Origin of the sequence: Weissella paramesenteroides ATCC 33313 (genome assembly GCF_000160575.1) — a bacterium.
Lineage (GTDB): Bacteria > Bacillota > Bacilli > Lactobacillales > Lactobacillaceae > Weissella > Weissella paramesenteroides.
This window is the reverse complement of sequence record NZ_GG697129.1, coordinates 156993-172645: the sequence shown is the minus strand read 5'-3', so window position 1 is coordinate 172645 and position 15653 is coordinate 156993. Positions and strand designations below refer to the sequence as shown.

The following is a 15653-nucleotide window of genomic DNA, read 5'->3' as shown; positions in this document are numbered from 1 at the left end:
TTACAATAAATTTGTTCATAAGTGGTAAGCGGATTCATAAATGATTATCGCAAGTGAACAGATACAAAGTTGAAATTAATGAACTTCATCAATTACGAAGTAGGTCGGTAAACCGACCTTTTAATTTAAATTGCTAAGTAAGCGGTTGCATATTTAGCTATTAAGGAGATATTTTCATGGAAAATAGAGAAACTGCTAATATTTTATGGTTTGATCAATTACATCGTACTGATGTAGATTTAGTTGGCGGAAAGTCTTCTTCTTTAGGTGAACTGACTTCTGCAACAGATGTTCCGGTACCTTATGGTTTTGCAACAACCACTCATGCGTATCGTGACTTCATGAATCGGACAGGGGCAACTGATAAAATTAAAGCACTCCTAGACAGTATTCATGATTATGAAAATTCTAAAGAACTACACGAGGTCAGCGCTAAGATTCGTCAAATCATTATTGATAGCGACATGCCGACAGACTTAGTTGATGAAATCCAACAAGCTTATGCTGAATTAGCAGAAAAAGTTGGTGAGGCACAACCGTTCGTTGCTATTCGCTCAAGTGCAACTGCTGAAGATCTACCAGATGCATCTTTTGCTGGTCAACAAGAGTCTTACCTAAACATTCAGGGTGCAGATGATGTTGTAAAAAAAATTAAAGAGTGTTTTGCCTCACTATATACAGAACGCGCAACTTACTATCGTCATAAGCAGAATTTCCCACATGACCAAGTTGCTTTATCTGCAACGATTCAAATGATGGTTTTTTCTAAAGCATCAGGGGTCATGTTCTCAGTGAATGTTGGTACTGGGGATGACACCAAAATTATTGTCGACAGTGTTTGGGGATTAGGCGAATATCTTGTTCAGGGGACAGTAACGCCGGATGATTTCCTTATTGATAAGGAAACGTTGAAGATTGTTTCTAAAGATGTGACAACGAAAAATATTGCCTTGAAACGTTTACCTGATGGTGGTGTTGCAGAACAAATAGTTCCGACAGACCAAGCTAACCAACCTTCATTAACTGATGAACAAGTTAAGGAGTTGGCAGGTTATGCCAAAGCCATTGAAAAGCATTACGGTTGCTACATGGACATGGAGTTCGCGTTAGATGAAAAAACAAATAAATTGTGGCTAGTACAAGCACGTCCAGAGACGGTTTGGTCACAGAAAAACAAGAACCAATTAATAGAGAAAGAGGAACAACATATGGCTGCCAATGAAAATCAAACAGTGCTTGTTAAAGGTCTACCAGCTAGTCCAGGTGTAGCAACTGGTAAAGTTCATGTTATTGAAAATCCAGAAGATATTGATCAATTCCAACCTGGTGAAATTTTGGTAACGGCGATGACGTCACCTGATTGGGTTCCTGTAATGAAGAAAGCCAAAGCGATTATTACAAATAATGGTGGCCGGACTTGTCATGCAGCCATTGTTTCACGCGAAATGCAAATCCCTTGTGTTGTTGGTACCACCAGTCGTGGTGTTGCGGCAATGGATGTATTAAAGACCGGTGATGTTATCACTGTCGATGCTAAGAACGGAATTGTTTATGAAGGCGAAGTGCAATCAATTTTGGCACCAGCTAAGCAAACTGCTGTTGCTAATGAAGGCACAGCATCGGCCGAATACTTCGCTCCAACGGCAACTCAGGTCATGATGAATTTGGGTGACCCTGACTTAGCAGAAAAGTATGCTGACTTACCTGCTGATGGGGTTGGCTTAATGCGTGAAGAGTTTATTTGGACAAGCTACATTCACGAACATCCACTATATATGATTAAGCAAGGCAAGTCTGAACAAGTTATTGATATGCTAGCTGAAGGTATCAGTAAAGTGGCACGTGCAATGAATCCACGTCCAGTTGTGCTACGTTTATCAGATTTCAAGTCTAGTGAATACCGTAATCTAAAAGGTGGCGAAGAGTTCGAACCACATGAACCAGCGGATCTATTAGGTTGGCGTGGTGCATCACGTTACTACGACCCTAACTTTATTGAAGCTTTCAAACTGGAGTTAGCTGCGGTGAAAAAGGTACGTGAAGAGTTTGGCCTAACCAACTTGAATGTGATGTTGCCATTTGTGCGAACAGTTTCTGAAGCCCAAAAGGTGACGGATATTATGGCCGCCGCCGGTCTAGTACGTTCAGCTGACTTTAAAGTTTATATGATGGCTGAAATTCCAGCTAACATTATTTTAGCTGATCAGTTTAATCAATTTATTGATGGGTACTCAATTGGTTCAAATGATTTAACCATGCTATTACTTGGGTTAGATCGTAATAATGATACTGTCGCATCATTGTTTGATGAACGTAATTTGACAGTTAAACGTGCGATTGCCCACTTGATTACAGCTGCTCATAAGGACGGTAAGACGGTTTCAATTTGTGGTCAAGCGCCATCACAATACCCAGAATTTACTGAATTCCTAATTCAACAAGGTATTGATTATGTATCCGTTAACCCTGACATGGTTAAGACAACGAAGCATAATGTGGCACACTTTGAACAACGTGTCCTATTAGATAAAGCAACTGGCAAGGGTCGTCAAGATCAAACAAATTATCAATGGTAAGAAATCAGACATAAAACATCAGACATAAAACATACTTTTCCCAAAAAACATCCCCACGTATTTTTAGCAACGTGGGGATGTTTTTAATTAAATTTCATTACCAACTAAATTCCTCATAGTAAATATCATTAGGTAAAATATTGTTACGTTTAAGCGATTGCTGCCAGGCGTGCCCCAATTGATTGGGACCAGATAAAAGATAGATAGTTTGTTTCTGTGGTAACTGCTTAGCCTCAACATTGCTATTAAACCGACCAGTCTGTATATGCAGGGTTAGCTTTGGATGAGTTGCAGCGTATTGTTGCAGATCATTAGCATACACGAGATCAGCTTGACGGTGAGCAGAATAGTAGAGCGTAATTGGACGGTCTGGGTAGGAAGTAATGATTGAAATCATGGGCACAATACCACTTCCGCCAGCAACTAAAACTAAATCTTTAGATCCGTGATCATGAATGAAAGTTGTGAAGCGACCATAGCTGCCATCAACCTGAATCCAAGCGCCCAATGGTAGCTGCTGAATCTCACGCGTGAAATCACCATCGCCACGGATTGCGAGCTTGAGCGTGCGTGTTTCAGTTTGAAAGTCTAATACTGAGAACGGATGTAATTCGTGCAGTGCCTTGTTATCAGGGGCATTAATAAAGACAAAATCACCAGCTTGAACATTGATTTTTTGAGAACGTGGAAAACGAATAGTAAATTCGTAGAAATTTTTGGCCAGTTCATGTTTATCAATTAGCTTGGCTTTGGGGAGTAAGCGACTGTTTTTGAACTTTGCGTATAGATAGACTGTCGCAAAAACTAATGAGTAAATATCAAAAAGCGTGATATAAGGCTTGATTGCCGTGATATAGCTAATTAATTGTACATGTATAAATACTAGGATGACTGCTATCAAGTTAACACGATGTAGCCAGACGGAAATTTCATGTTTAAAAACTTTTTCTAACCATTTTTTGATTTTATTGATAATTGGCAATCTAGTAGTTAGCCATCCGGCCATGAAAACCAGTGAATAGAGCATGATCGCAATAAAAATATTGAATGCCCAATCACCAGTTAATTTAATTAGTCCATTAGACGAAGACAGACTTTTGTGTAAATAAGCTAGTAAAATGGCCACCAGACTTAATATGCCATGGATCATGTAGATGCTTGGTAAGCCAATCAGACGATCTAACCATTTGGGCCGTGTACTCAGATAGATAGCAACCAAAAACCAAACATAAGCCACTGACCCGAGTTGAAAGGCGAATAATTCACTTTGGTAGATGGTCGGCACACCAATCGCTAATGTCTGAATTAGGGGGAGTGGTAGTACAAATAGGATGGTTCCCCAAACCAATCCTTGTATGTAAGGAATTTTTTTTAGCATCGTGCTTACCTTCTAAAAATTTATTTGCTGCGAAGTATTGGTGATAAGTAAACCATGAAGATTTTGCTTGTTGGCGAATGCTTCAAATTTTTGCCGTCCCATAGCGATAGCAGTGGTTGCCATAACATCGGCAACAATGAGTTCATTGGCAATAATTGTGGCTTGTGTCAGGGAGTCATCAGGTGATATTCGCTTAATATGCTGACCACGTTTACTGAAGCCGCTGGTAGCAATCGCACCATCCTGTATCGTTATTTCGCGAATGATGCTTTGTGGATCAGCTGGATTCTCAATACCGACGTGCCATTGAAAAGGATTATTTTCTTTTGTATTCAATTGCATATCACCAGCACCGTTTAAAGCAATCGCAACGATTGAATCTTGTTGTAGTAATGGTTTTAAAAAATCTTCGAATCCATGTTGAATGGCCCAACCTTTTACTAACCCTGTTGGATCGTAATGATTATTGAAATAAGGATCAAAGGCGCCTTCAGTCAAATTACCAAACATCGTTGTAAGACCCAATACCTCTTGAAACTGATCAGTGAATTCGCTAGGTAATAGTTGGTTATTTTGGAAGCGACTGACTAGCGAGTTGTTTTTAAAAGGTGAAAAATCCTGATCAATTTGATCCAGATAAGTTTGTAAATATTGAATTGCTTGCTTTGTGATTTCATATGGATAAGGACGATTTGGATATGAGACGGTTTGAATAGTAAAAGGCATAGCCATAGAAGCAATGGTGACGGTTTTTATTTGATAATTTTCATTGGCATCATTCATAATTATCCCTCAGCCTGTGTTAAAGCGTTTTGTAGAGAGCCAGTAAATCCCTTATAGGTTTCACTAGCACCTGAAACAAGTGATATCTTTGCACTTTGCTTTTTAAGCGCTTCTGACTTATATATAGGAAGCGCTTGTTGGTTAATTTGCTGATCATGGCCATTTTCGTTCGGATACTCCAATACATTAATGGCGGATAACTTACCATTTTTAACAGTAGCTTGGACTTGTACGTCACCCCACTGAGTACTGGTTGCTTTACCAGTATACGTACCGTCTTTGTATTGATTAGCGTTTGTCTGGTTAGTAGTTGATGAATTATCTTGCGAGCTTGCAGCGCTTTGTGAAGTTGTCGTTTGTGTCGTTGCACTAGTTATTTTTTGTTTGAAGAATAACCAATAGCCATCGATAATCAGTGCAATTAGAACAATGAGCGATACGAGTGTACTAATTATTTTTTTCATAATATAAGTTCCTTAGACTTTTGATTAATGTCTAAGTATAAATATACTAATTAATTGGAGCTTAAAATATTTTTTATATACAAGAAAATGAAAAAACAGGCATTGCGAGAGCGAGATAAAAGTTGGTTTGAAGCTGGTGTGTAACGCATTTATGTTATAAAATTTTCAGGCTCGTAATTAAAATTATTTTACAAAAAAAGATTGGAACATTTTCTTTTGTTCCAACCTTAATATCTGTTTCTATTTTCAAAGTATTTAATTAAATAATCTTACCTTCGTAAACACGAGTTGCAATGCTCATGAAGTTAAAGGTTGCTAATTCATCAGTTGAACGAACGTATGAAGATGGTCCAATAGCAGGCATTAAATTGATTGGCTTAGCTTCCCAATCACCGTCAAAGAATGCGACTGATGGACGACCCAAAGCAGCAGCATAACCCAATTCAAATGCAGTACCACTATCTTCATTACCAGCGGTAATGACCCCTAAAGTGACATCTGTATTTTGAATAGCAGTAATATCAGCATTATAAGTTGCCACTGCCCACGTAAAATCAGGGTTAAAATCACCATTTTCGTCAAATGCTTGACCACCAAATTGATTCAACAAAGGCACATGAACATAACTAATCGTTGGATTATTGTTCAAAGCTTTGTAAGATGCAAGCAAGGTCTCTATTTGACGGTCGGAAAACCAACCCGCTCCCAAATAGATGGTCCGTGCACCGGGTACTTTCTTGACATCTGATGCAGCATTGCGGATGTCTTCTAATTGTTGAATCAATTCGTCCATACTTAACATATTTATACTCCCAAAAATTTATTTATTCAGTAACTACTCTATTATGCCATGTGTTGCCTTGAAATGGGGCGTTAAAATTTAAATTTAGAGATTTTTAATCTGCTCATATTTACATAAAAAAATGTTTGTAACGTAATTATTTACGTAATACACACGAAAGGCACAAGAAGTTCAAGCAAAATCGATACATTCTTTTTATAAAATAATAAGTGTCGTAAGGAGTAACACGCCGATGCTATGACCAAAAGCCAATTGTGAGTGAACCCTGCTCTTTGCGACTACTATAAACATAAACCACAATAGAAGGAGTTTGTGATGAAAAAAGGATTATTTTTGATGAGTACAGCGGGACTGGTTTTTGCTGGAGGATTATTGGGCGGTAACGTGTATGCTGACTCATCAAAGCAGGTAACTGCTGTTGGTTCAACTGCGTTACAACCTTTAGCAGCACAGGCAGCTGATGAATTTGGAAGTAAGAACCCAGGTGTGACAGTAAATGTGCAGGGTGGTGGTTCCGGTGCCGGCTTAAGCCAGGTTGGTAAAGGAAATGTGACTATCGGTAATTCAGATATTTTTGCTGAACAAAAAGATGGTATCAAGGCAAACAAATTAAAGGACCATAAAGTTGCCGTCGTGGGTATTACACCAGTCGTAAATGCTGATGTGAAAGTGTCATCATTAACGATGTCACAACTACGTGATATCTTCACTGGTAAAATCACTAACTGGAAAGATGTTGGTGGTCAAGATCAAGAAATCTCACTTGTAAACCGTGCCCAAGGTTCTGGAACCCGCTTCACTTTTGAAAAAGAAGTGATGGACGGTCAAGCAACAAAAACTTCACAGGAACAAGATGATAATGGTGCGGTGCAAAAGATTGTTTCTAAGACACCAGGTGCTATTTCATATTTAGCCTTTTCATACACAACTGGTGACCAGGCTAAAAATTTGAAGCCACTTGCCATTGATAAAGTTAAGCCAACTGTGAAGAATGTTAAGGATAATAAGTGGTCGATCTGGGCATATGAGCATATGTATACGACCAAGAAACCTGACAAGAATACAACAAAGTTTATCAAGTTTGTGAAGTCTAATTCAATGAAGAGTACAGTAAAGAAATTGGGATACATTCCAGTAAACGAGATGAAGGTTACTAAGAATGCCAATGGCGATGTTACAAAAAAGTAAATAATTGAATACGTTTTATGAGGTGCAATTCCGGTGAGGATTGCACCTTTTTCATTTTGATTAATTGATAGGTGTTTTATCTGTCGAAAACGCTTACAATGGTAATATGCTTTATAAAAGGGGAGAAGTCAGATGAAAAATGATGTGCGTTGGGATAAGGCATTGTATACGACAGATACTTATAATATAGAAGGTTTAGATGGCCATGCTTATGCTAAAAATGGCATTGAGGTGCAGACTAGTAGCCCATTAAATGATAATCCAGGGACAAATCCAGAACAATTATTGGGAATGTCATTGTGTACTTGTTTAGTAGGTACGATGGAAGTTATTCTGAAAGAACATAAAATTGATGTGGAACCAAGAGCACATGCAAAGATTTCATACGTTCGAGGAAAGGGACATAATGAATTTTTAGTTCATGCACAGGTTGCTGTTCCAGGGCAGACATTGTCACAAACCCGTGCATTGGTATCAGAAGTTGAAAATCGTTGCTGTGTATCACAGCTACTTCGTGGTAACGATAATTACAGTCTAGAAGCAGTTTTGGATCTAGATTAACTCATAATAAAAAATGATATGACGGATAGACTTTCATGTGTATCCGTCATATTTTTTACGAAATGAGGCCTTTTTTATTTGTCTACCCCTCTTTTCTAGTAAAAAGGACTAAAAGTCTGGTGATTAGAGTTTACCAAACGTTGTCATTATAAGTAATTGATTAAGTACTATGGTTATTTATGGATTTTCTCTGGCGATAGGCGAACGACTTGGGTGGTATGGTATCAAAAAATATAACCAAAGGAGTTTCAAATGACGACAGAAGTTATTAATCGATGGGAGCAATATGAACCTATCATTGGTGGTGTTTTAAAAACGGGGCATATCGATTGGCGGAATGTAAATTTTGATGATTATCGGCAGGAATTGCGATTATTGATTCTTCAGCGCTTATTAGCAGGTGATCAGTTAGCACCAACCAATAATTCAAATTTATTTCGCTGGTTATTGTGGCGACTAAGGGATATACAACGAAGTAATCAAAAATATGAAGAGCGTCATGATTTTATAATTACACCACCTGAAGTTGTACAAATGGAACAAGCATTCGAAAATACTGAATTAAAGGTAATTATTGAAAATTTATTGAATCAATCAGTTTGCCAGCAAAAAATCAGACAGTTATTATTAGATTTTATGAAATATCCAGATGATTTAGTTACAAAACGGTGTATTCGTCTGGAAATTCATCGTATGACATATTATCGCCACTTAAAATTATTACGGCAAATGATCAATAAATCATATTGCATAGATTTTCAATAAAGGAACATATAATTATGCCAAATTCAATCATAATTTCAGAAAAAGGTTACTCTCAGGATGTTTTGTCGCAACTTTCAGAAGCTAGTGATATTTGTCCACATGAGACAATGTTAATCATTGCGGCTCGTGATCGCTATCAGCGTTCAGTTTCACGAATCTATTATGCAGATGGTATGATTGTTGACACATTAGTCTCTACGAATCGATTAATGGATCAATTAGAAAAAACAACAGGCTATAAACGACATGACCAGGTAGAAGCTTATTATTGTTTATTGCCACCAGCATTGCGTGGTCAAATGCGGAGCTGGGTGATGCAGAATCATGCATTTGTGCCAGTCACTAGTTATAAAAGTGGTCCAACGACATGGATTAATGCTCGTCAAATTGTTAATGTGCAAACACGAGGTATGCGAACGTGTGTCGTGCTTCGTGATGGGACGGTGGTGCAAATTGCAAAGCATAAAGATAAATTTATTAAACAGTTGATAGCAACCAAGATTGTCAGTTTATGGATGACGCAATATACTTTTGGACACGGTGATCGATTTGATAAAATGCTATTACCATGTATTAGTTGGCCAGAGCAAGTCAGTCAACATGTTGATCGCGTGCGTTTAATTAACTGGTGGGTTATTCTTAAACTTGAAGGTCTATTAACGTATTCATTGGATGCGGGAACCAAAAAAATGGTGCGAAAGGTCATTGCATATTTAATGAAGCGGATTGAAGAGAAACAATAAACAGATAGCGAGGTAATCGGAGATGGAATATTTTCAAGTCATGCAAACACCGCTGGGAAAGGTGACATTGTTAAGTGATGGTCAATCTTTTTTAGGCTGCTGGTTTGAAAACCAAAAGCACTTTGGCGGTAAGTACGACCTAACCAAGGCAGAAGAATCAGATACACTGGTGTTACAAAAAGCTAAGCAGTGGTTAACAGATTATTTTGCGGGTAAGGCACCAGAGATTGCAACATTGCCAATTAAGCTTAAAGTTACGTCATTTCAACAGCAGGTGTTACAAGCGTTACAGCAATTACCCTATGGTCATACCGTAACTTACCAACAGATTTGCCATCTGATAACAGATGATGAACAACGAGCAAAAAACTTATCACGTGCAGTCGGTCATGCAATTGGTGCCAATCCATTTATGATTTTTATTCCTTGCCATCGTGTGGTAGGTAGTGACGGGTCACTCACCGGTTATGCCGGAGGATTGGCGCGAAAAAAAGCCTTATTAACTTTGGAAGAGGCAGACTTTCAAGAGTAGAGACGGAATGTTAAACGCTTGTTGTCACGCTCTGCATAAACGCGCTCCAAGAGACTGAATCCTTAATGTAACGAGATACCACCCTTCCTGATCTCCGCTCTGCTACGATCAAAAATGGTGGTACCGTCGTTACAACCGGATTCAAAACGTCTCTTGTCACGCTCTCTTTTTACTAACTTAAGAAAAGTATGTTAACATGTAAGTGAAATGAAGCACTTGTTTCATGACACAATACTTAGATTAGAGGGAGTACAAATATGACATTAGAATTTACACATAAGTTAGGTTTGGGGACTAATAAAGTTGGTGGACACAATTTATTTAAAGATCTAGATGAGCAAGATGGTTATGATTTGGTTCGTGCAGCATTAGATGCAGGGATTAACGTATTGGATACAGCTTTTGTCTATGGTTTAGGACGTTCTGAGGAAATTATTGGGGATGTTATCCAAGATTATGATCGAAGCAAGATTATTATTGCAACGAAGGGTGCTCAGAACCCAGATAATGACTATAAGTCAGATAATAGTCCTGAGTTCTTGGTTAAAACAGTTGAGGAATCTTTGAAGCGTTTGAAGACTGACTACATTGACATCTTCTATATTCATTTTCCAGATGAAACATCTGATAAGTTAGCAGCAGTAGAAGCGCTTGATAAGTTAAAGCAAGCGGGTAAGATTCGAGCCATTGGTGTTTCAAACTTTAGTTTTGATCAATTAAAGGAAGCTAATGCTACTGGTAAAGTTGACTTTGATGAGGACTACTACAGTTTGGCACATCGTGATGAAGAGCAAGAACGCTTTGCATATCTTCGTGAGAATGGTATCGGTTTCGTACCTTACTTCCCACTAGAGTCAGGATTGTTGACAGGACGTTACGGTGCAGCAGATCGTGACAAGTTTGATCGCTTAGATGACGCAAAGTTTGATCAAATTATTAAAGGCCTTGATGTCCTAAAGCAAGTTGCTGAAGCACATGATGTGACACTAACTCATGCCGTTTTGGCATGGTATATGGCAAATCCAAATATTGGTTTAGTTATTCCTGGTGCCCGTAATGCTGAGCAAGCAACTGATTTAGCAAAGTCAATTGATGTTCATCTGACAGAAGATGAATATAAGGCAATTGATGAAGCTTTTAAGGCTTAGATAAATAGAGTGCGACAAAAGACGTTTAAGGGGCAATAATCTACCGAAATCAAATAGGTAGATTATTGCCCCTTTTAGTCTATAATCGCTAGCTACAAACTAACCTCTTTTTTATTGATTAATTTCAATCTTAAAAGAACTAATATCACCACGATATTTTGAAAGGGCATATTCTACTGGAATATCTTGATTTGTATAAGTAATCGTATGGAAGTAGAACAGCGGATCATCTAATGGAATTTCTAGTAGTGCAGCAGTTGTTTCGTCAGCACGAAGTAGCTCCAATTCTCGTGAAGCATGGGTCATATAAAGATTATGATTTTCAAACGTGTGTAGTACGGACTCTTTTTCAAAATCGTGTTGATCAAAATCAGGAATATATTTTGTTGGAATATATGAGGTTGTCAACAAAATGGGCTTGTCATCTGCATAGCGCAAACGAGTTAGTGCAAAAACAGTATCCTTGTCAGTTAGCTGTAACTCGGATTGAATTTCTGGTGTGACCAGCATTTTGGTCAAACTAATGACCTTGGTCTTTGGAATAACGCCTTTCTCTCCCATTTCATCGGAGTAACTTTTAATAACATGGGTGAAGCCTTGTTCAATTTTAGTTGCTTTTACCCAAGTGCCTAATTTTTTACGCCGTGCTAAATAGCCTTCGTTCACTAGTACTTGGATAGCTTGGCGAATGGTTGGTCTGCTCACTTGAAATTGCTCGACTAAGTCCATCTCTTTGGGGATGAAACTATTCAAAGGATAGGTACCATCTTGAATGCTAGCAAGAATTTTATTTGCGATATTACGATATTTTGCTTGTGTTTGTGTCATAGTTTGCCTCGAAATAACTTTGAGTGGTGGTATTTTTTATTGAAATTAAATTTATGTATGTAGAAACAATTATAATATAATAACCCTCTTGTTGCATGATAGCCGCAAGAGGGTTATGAATTATGACTTTATAATTCAATGTATGAAACGTCGTCTTGTGTCATTCTTTCCTTTAACACATTGATAATTTTAATACCGGAACTTGTACCAATTCTTTCGGCACCAGCAGCGATAAGTGCTAAGAAATCATCAGAGTTACGAATACCACCAGCAGCTTTCACTTTAACCGCGTCACCAACAGTCTCTTTCATCAATTTAACATCAGCAACAGTTGCGCCACTAGTTCCAAAACCAGTTGATGTTTTTATAAAATCGGGTTTAACCTCTTTCGCAATTTGAGCTAAATGCTCAATTTCTGAATTTTCAAGATAACAATTTTCAAAAATAACTTTACTAATAACATTGTTTTCACGACAAATAGCGGTAATTTGGGTCATCTCATCTTTGATGTAATCCCAATTACCGTTTTTTAGTTCCGTTAAATTAACGACATAATCAATTTCATTCGCACCATTATGGATGGCATCACGTGTATCGAAGACTTTTGATGCAATGGTTATTTGACCTAGTGGAAAACTAATTGCAGCCCCAGTATGTACATCGGAGTCAGCTAGTTCTTCCGAACATAACTTTGATTGTACTTGATTAATGGCCACCATTCTAAAGTGGTAATCCTTCGCCTCTTGGCATAGTTTCTTCATATCTGCCGCACTTGCATCAGCATGTAGATTGGTATGATCGATTAGCTGACTAAAATCATCAATAGTATATTTCATGTTAAAAATCCCCCGTATATGAATCCTTATATGTTCTTACATAACTAATTTTATGTTATTTTTTAAAATTGTCAATTGGTATATATTAAAAGAATTAATATTCGAAAAACACGTTATTGACACAATGAAAACGTTTACATATAATGTAATCGTAAAAACAAATATGTCATGACAAATAGGAGGAAAACATCGTGGATATTTTAATTACAACCCATGGTAAATTGGCAGAAGGGCTAATGTCAGGTTTATCATTCATCACAGGTAGTACAGATCATGTTGAATCGGTAGCATTAGATGAAATGGGTATTGAAGATTTTAGGCATCGATTGCAACAAAAATTTTCAGAAGCATCAGAACCTTTAATTGTATTGGCCGATTTAAAAGGGGGTACGCCATACAATGAATCATTTGCATATTACTTAGCACATCCAGATGATATTCGAGTTGTTAGTGGTGTGAATCTACCCATGGTGATTGAGCTTGCCACGATGATTTCTGGTTTGAGTAGCCTAGATGAAGCAGTTGATTTGGTCCGTGCAGCTGGTGTTAATGGGATATCAGTTCCGGATAATGTTGATGATGAAGAGGAAGATGACCTTGATTTTTAAATCAAGAGGGGGATTTTAATTATGACAATTTCATTAGTACGAGTTGATGATCGTGTAATTCATGGACAAACAATGACGCGTTGGACAAAAGCACGTCCGGTTGATGGTATTTTAGTTGTTGGTGATAGTATTGCTCATAATAAGTTACGGCGCCGTGTTTTAAAGGCTGCAGCCAATGACTTAAAGGTTGGAATCTATACAGTTGCTGAAGCACCAGAAAAAATTGCCAATGGTGTGGCATCAAAGAAACGTTTCTTTTTGATTAGTGATTCACCACAAACATTTTCACAATTGGTAGATATGGGTGTTGATTTTGGTCAGAAGCTGAATGTTGGTCCGATGAACACGCGTCCTGATACAAAGGTGTTGGGAAATACGGTTGCTATTGATCAGGCAGATTATGATGCTTTCCAAAATATTAACGATCATGGCATTGAGATTCAATTCCAATTATTACCTGATGACAGCGTTCGTAGCTGGACAACATTAAAGAATAAATACGATTCAATGGACTAGGAGGCAATGCCATGAGTTTGTTTATACCAGCATTATTAACAGGAATTTTCTGTTATTTAGGAGCGATTGAGTCTCCCTGGCTGTTTGGAATGTCAGGCGGATTCTATATTGTTGGTCGACCATTGGTGGCCGGTTTGTTAGTTGGTATTGCCTTTGGTGATATCAAAGCGGGAGTACTTTGTGGATTAGCTGTTCAAGCAGTGTTTATCGCTAATCTTTCGACAGGTGGTGCAACAAATAGTGAAATCACTTATGCAGCTTATGGTGGTATTGGTCTAGCAATGGCAACAACTAAGGATCCTGCAATTGCAGTGACGCTGGCCATTTTAATTGGACAAACATTTGGACTTATTTTTTACAACTTCCGTATGGCTTTCTATTCATATTGGAATACACGAGCTGAAAAAGCAGCAGAAAATAATGATGATCACGGTATCGTATTAAATCATTTGGTTTTCCCACAAATTACAACGTTCCTAATTCGAGCAGTACCAGTATTTTTAGCAATTTATTTTGGAAAGGGACTTGTAGATTGGTTAATTCAAAGTATTCCAGATATGGTTACGCACATTATCCAGGTATTGGGTGGTGTTCTACCAGCCTTAGGAATTGCGATGTTAATGTCAATTGTTATTAAGAATAAGTCACACTTGATTTTCTTCTTTGCAGGGTTCGTTCTTTTGGCCTTTGCAAAGCTAAGTATGATTGCCATTGTATTTATTGCAGCATTAGTTGCATACATGTATTTCTACGCATCATCTTCAAAGGGTGGTGGTCAAGCAGCAACTACTGCTGAAACTACTCAAAATGTTGATACGGATGATGTCTATGAAGATGATGATTTGTTCTAAGGATGAGGGGGCAGTAAATCATGGTTGAACAAAAAAAGGAAACGATTCTAACAAATAAAGAATTAAATCAAATTTGGCGACGTTGGGGATTTACTCATCTGAGTTCAATGAGTTATGAGAAGATTCAAGGACATTCTTGGGCATATGCCTATTTGCCTTTTGCTCGTAAGCATTATAAGGATGAGCCCGAAAAAAAGCGCCGGTTACTCATGTGCCATTCGATGTTCTATAATACGGAACCACAAACTGGTCAATTAATTAATGGTATTGTCGCTTCACTTGAAGAGCAAATTGCGATGGGTGAAGAAGTCTCAGAAGAAATGCCTGTTAATATCAAGACAACTTTGATGGGACCACTCGCTGGTATTGGTGATTCAATAATTCAAGGAATCATCGTACCTATCCTGTTGTCGATTGCAATGAGTTTAGCTGCTGGTGGTAGTGTATTTGGTCCAATTTTCTACATTTTAGCATATGGTGTTGTTGGTGTTTCAATTTCGTACATTGCCTTTAGAAGTGGATATCGACTAGGGGTTAGTGCCATTGACACAATTGTTGGTGAAAACTCTAAGCGAATCACTGATGCATTCAATATTTTGGGTGTGATGGTTGTTGGTGCCTTAGCAGCTAATACAATTGTATTGAAGACAACCGCACATATTCCAATGGGTGGTAAAACAGCTTCACTTGAAAGTGTCCTAAATGGCATTTTCCCAGGGTTGTTGCCATTAGGAATGGTTATGCTTGGTTGGTGGTTAGTTTCAAGTAAACAAATGTCAGCTACTAAAGTAATTTTGATTATGGTCGTTATTATTACGATTGGTTGCTTGATTGGATTGTTTTAAAAGATTATATAAAAATAGACAAAAGACGATGGAATTCCTGTCACCTTTGTCTATTTTTTTAAGTTTAGGAGTAATAAAAGGTGCGTGAAATACGAGGACTATGGTTAATATAAATTAAACTTTGTAAAAGGCAGAATCATAAATCTGTAAAACTTATCCATCAGAGTATTTGAAGCAAATAGATGAATTATTTGAATTCAAGAAATTTAATCGTAAAATTGGGTAATTG

General features: G+C 37.8%; 17 protein-coding genes. 11 read left to right on the top strand and 6 right to left on the bottom strand.

Annotated elements, in window-relative coordinates:
* Window positions 1–176 precede the first annotated feature (176 nt).
* Window positions 177–2576: a phosphoenolpyruvate synthase gene (gene ppsA / locus HMPREF0877_RS03710; protein WP_002827887.1), complete on the top strand. Its 2400-nt coding sequence runs from the start codon at window positions 177–179 to the stop codon at window positions 2574–2576.
* Window positions 2577–2673: 97 nt separating this feature from the next.
* On the opposite strand, the gene HMPREF0877_RS03705 is transcribed toward ppsA, so the two are convergent.
* The 4 genes from HMPREF0877_RS03705 to HMPREF0877_RS03690 form a co-directional block, all read right to left on the bottom strand.
* Entirely contained in the window at window positions 2674–3954 is a 1281-nt protein-coding gene (locus tag HMPREF0877_RS03705) for an FAD-binding oxidoreductase (RefSeq protein ID WP_002827886.1), read from the bottom strand.
* 12 nt (window positions 3955–3966) lie between these two features.
* On the bottom strand, window positions 3967–4737 hold the full coding sequence (locus tag HMPREF0877_RS03700) for an FAD:protein FMN transferase (protein WP_002827885.1): 771 nt from the start codon (window positions 4735–4737) through the stop codon (window positions 3967–3969).
* 2 nt (window positions 4738–4739) lie between these two features.
* On the bottom strand, window positions 4740–5201 hold the full coding sequence (locus tag HMPREF0877_RS03695; RefSeq protein ID WP_002827884.1) for an FMN-binding protein: 462 nt from the start codon (window positions 5199–5201) through the stop codon (window positions 4740–4742).
* A 259-nt stretch (window positions 5202–5460) separates the two neighbouring features.
* Window positions 5461–6003 (bottom strand): nucleoside 2-deoxyribosyltransferase, encoded by a 543-nt coding sequence (locus tag HMPREF0877_RS03690; protein WP_002827883.1) that lies wholly within the window; start codon window positions 6001–6003, stop codon window positions 5461–5463.
* Between the two features lie 315 nt (window positions 6004–6318).
* Here HMPREF0877_RS03690 and HMPREF0877_RS03685 point away from each other — a divergent pair, with 315 nt between their 5' ends.
* From HMPREF0877_RS03685 to HMPREF0877_RS03660, 6 genes are all read left to right on the top strand, one after another.
* Window positions 6319–7191 (top strand): phosphate ABC transporter substrate-binding protein, encoded by an 873-nt coding sequence (locus HMPREF0877_RS03685; RefSeq protein ID WP_002827881.1) that lies wholly within the window; start codon window positions 6319–6321, stop codon window positions 7189–7191.
* Window positions 7192–7323: 132 nt separating this feature from the next.
* Window positions 7324–7752, top strand: coding sequence for an OsmC family protein (locus HMPREF0877_RS03680; RefSeq protein ID WP_002827880.1), 429 nt, complete (start codon window positions 7324–7326; stop codon window positions 7750–7752).
* Window positions 7753–8004: 252 nt separating this feature from the next.
* Window positions 8005–8517 (top strand): hypothetical protein, encoded by a 513-nt coding sequence (locus tag HMPREF0877_RS03675; protein ID WP_002827879.1) that lies wholly within the window; start codon window positions 8005–8007, stop codon window positions 8515–8517.
* Between the two features lie 14 nt (window positions 8518–8531).
* Window positions 8532–9260, top strand: coding sequence for a hypothetical protein (locus HMPREF0877_RS03670; RefSeq protein ID WP_040760511.1), 729 nt, complete (start codon window positions 8532–8534; stop codon window positions 9258–9260).
* Between the two features lie 22 nt (window positions 9261–9282).
* A complete protein-coding gene (locus HMPREF0877_RS03665; protein WP_002827877.1) occupies window positions 9283–9792 on the top strand; it encodes a methylated-DNA--[protein]-cysteine S-methyltransferase in 510 nt (169 codons plus the stop codon).
* 257 nt (window positions 9793–10049) lie between these two features.
* The gene (locus HMPREF0877_RS03660) at window positions 10050–10940 is read left to right on the top strand and encodes an aldo/keto reductase (protein WP_002827876.1); all 891 of its coding nucleotides are present in this window, start codon (window positions 10050–10052) and stop codon (window positions 10938–10940) included.
* A gap of 111 nt (window positions 10941–11051) precedes the next feature.
* Here HMPREF0877_RS03660 and HMPREF0877_RS03655 read toward each other — a convergent pair whose 3' ends face one another.
* Both HMPREF0877_RS03655 and deoC read right to left on the bottom strand, forming a co-directional pair.
* On the bottom strand, window positions 11052–11768 hold the full coding sequence (locus tag HMPREF0877_RS03655) for a GntR family transcriptional regulator (RefSeq protein ID WP_002827875.1): 717 nt from the start codon (window positions 11766–11768) through the stop codon (window positions 11052–11054).
* Between the two features lie 128 nt (window positions 11769–11896).
* On the bottom strand, window positions 11897–12604 hold the full coding sequence (deoC, locus tag HMPREF0877_RS03650; RefSeq protein ID WP_002827874.1) for a deoxyribose-phosphate aldolase: 708 nt from the start codon (window positions 12602–12604) through the stop codon (window positions 11897–11899).
* 191 nt (window positions 12605–12795) lie between these two features.
* Between deoC and HMPREF0877_RS03645 the strand changes: the two genes are divergently transcribed.
* Genes HMPREF0877_RS03645 through HMPREF0877_RS03630 form a run of 4 tightly spaced genes read left to right on the top strand, consistent with a single transcriptional unit; the run spans window position 12796 to window position 15424 of the window.
* On the top strand, window positions 12796–13212 hold the full coding sequence (locus tag HMPREF0877_RS03645; RefSeq protein ID WP_002827872.1) for a PTS sugar transporter subunit IIA: 417 nt from the start codon (window positions 12796–12798) through the stop codon (window positions 13210–13212).
* Between the two features lie 21 nt (window positions 13213–13233).
* Window positions 13234–13728, top strand: a complete 495-nt coding sequence (locus tag HMPREF0877_RS03640; protein WP_002827871.1) for a PTS sugar transporter subunit IIB — start codon at window positions 13234–13236, stop codon at window positions 13726–13728.
* Window positions 13729–13739: 11 nt separating this feature from the next.
* Window positions 13740–14579, top strand: coding sequence for a PTS mannose/fructose/sorbose/N-acetylgalactosamine transporter subunit IIC (locus HMPREF0877_RS03635; protein WP_002827870.1), 840 nt, complete (start codon window positions 13740–13742; stop codon window positions 14577–14579).
* Between the two features lie 20 nt (window positions 14580–14599).
* The gene (locus tag HMPREF0877_RS03630; RefSeq protein WP_002827869.1) at window positions 14600–15424 is read left to right on the top strand and encodes a PTS system mannose/fructose/sorbose family transporter subunit IID; all 825 of its coding nucleotides are present in this window, start codon (window positions 14600–14602) and stop codon (window positions 15422–15424) included.
* Window positions 15425–15653: the final 229 nt, after the last annotated feature.

Excerpts from the sequence above, each read along its gene's own strand:
- HMPREF0877_RS03690 (WP_002827883.1), bottom strand. The coding sequence starts at position 6,003 with ATGTTAAGTATGGACGAATTGATTCAACAATTAGAAGACATCCGCAAT.
- HMPREF0877_RS03700 (WP_002827885.1), bottom strand. The coding sequence starts at position 4,737 with ATGAATGATGCCAATGAAAATTATCAAATAAAAACCGTCACCATTGCT.
- deoC (WP_002827874.1), bottom strand. The coding sequence starts at position 12,604 with ATGAAATATACTATTGATGATTTTAGTCAGCTAATCGATCATACCAAT.
- HMPREF0877_RS03660 (WP_002827876.1), top strand. The coding sequence starts at position 10,050 with ATGACATTAGAATTTACACATAAGTTAGGTTTGGGGACTAATAAAGTT.
- HMPREF0877_RS03675 (WP_002827879.1), top strand. The coding sequence starts at position 8,005 with ATGACGACAGAAGTTATTAATCGATGGGAGCAATATGAACCTATCATT.
- HMPREF0877_RS03705 (WP_002827886.1), bottom strand. The coding sequence starts at position 3,954 with ATGCTAAAAAAAATTCCTTACATACAAGGATTGGTTTGGGGAACCATC.
- HMPREF0877_RS03695 (WP_002827884.1), bottom strand. The coding sequence starts at position 5,201 with ATGAAAAAAATAATTAGTACACTCGTATCGCTCATTGTTCTAATTGCA.
- HMPREF0877_RS03680 (WP_002827880.1), top strand. The coding sequence starts at position 7,324 with ATGAAAAATGATGTGCGTTGGGATAAGGCATTGTATACGACAGATACT.
- HMPREF0877_RS03685 (WP_002827881.1), top strand. The coding sequence starts at position 6,319 with ATGAAAAAAGGATTATTTTTGATGAGTACAGCGGGACTGGTTTTTGCT.
- HMPREF0877_RS03635 (WP_002827870.1), top strand. The coding sequence starts at position 13,740 with ATGAGTTTGTTTATACCAGCATTATTAACAGGAATTTTCTGTTATTTA.
- HMPREF0877_RS03640 (WP_002827871.1), top strand. The coding sequence starts at position 13,234 with ATGACAATTTCATTAGTACGAGTTGATGATCGTGTAATTCATGGACAA.
- HMPREF0877_RS03670 (WP_040760511.1), top strand. The coding sequence starts at position 8,532 with ATGCCAAATTCAATCATAATTTCAGAAAAAGGTTACTCTCAGGATGTT.
- HMPREF0877_RS03665 (WP_002827877.1), top strand. The coding sequence starts at position 9,283 with ATGGAATATTTTCAAGTCATGCAAACACCGCTGGGAAAGGTGACATTG.
- HMPREF0877_RS03630 (WP_002827869.1), top strand. The coding sequence starts at position 14,600 with ATGGTTGAACAAAAAAAGGAAACGATTCTAACAAATAAAGAATTAAAT.
- HMPREF0877_RS03655 (WP_002827875.1), bottom strand. The coding sequence starts at position 11,768 with ATGACACAAACACAAGCAAAATATCGTAATATCGCAAATAAAATTCTT.
- ppsA (WP_002827887.1), top strand. The coding sequence starts at position 177 with ATGGAAAATAGAGAAACTGCTAATATTTTATGGTTTGATCAATTACAT.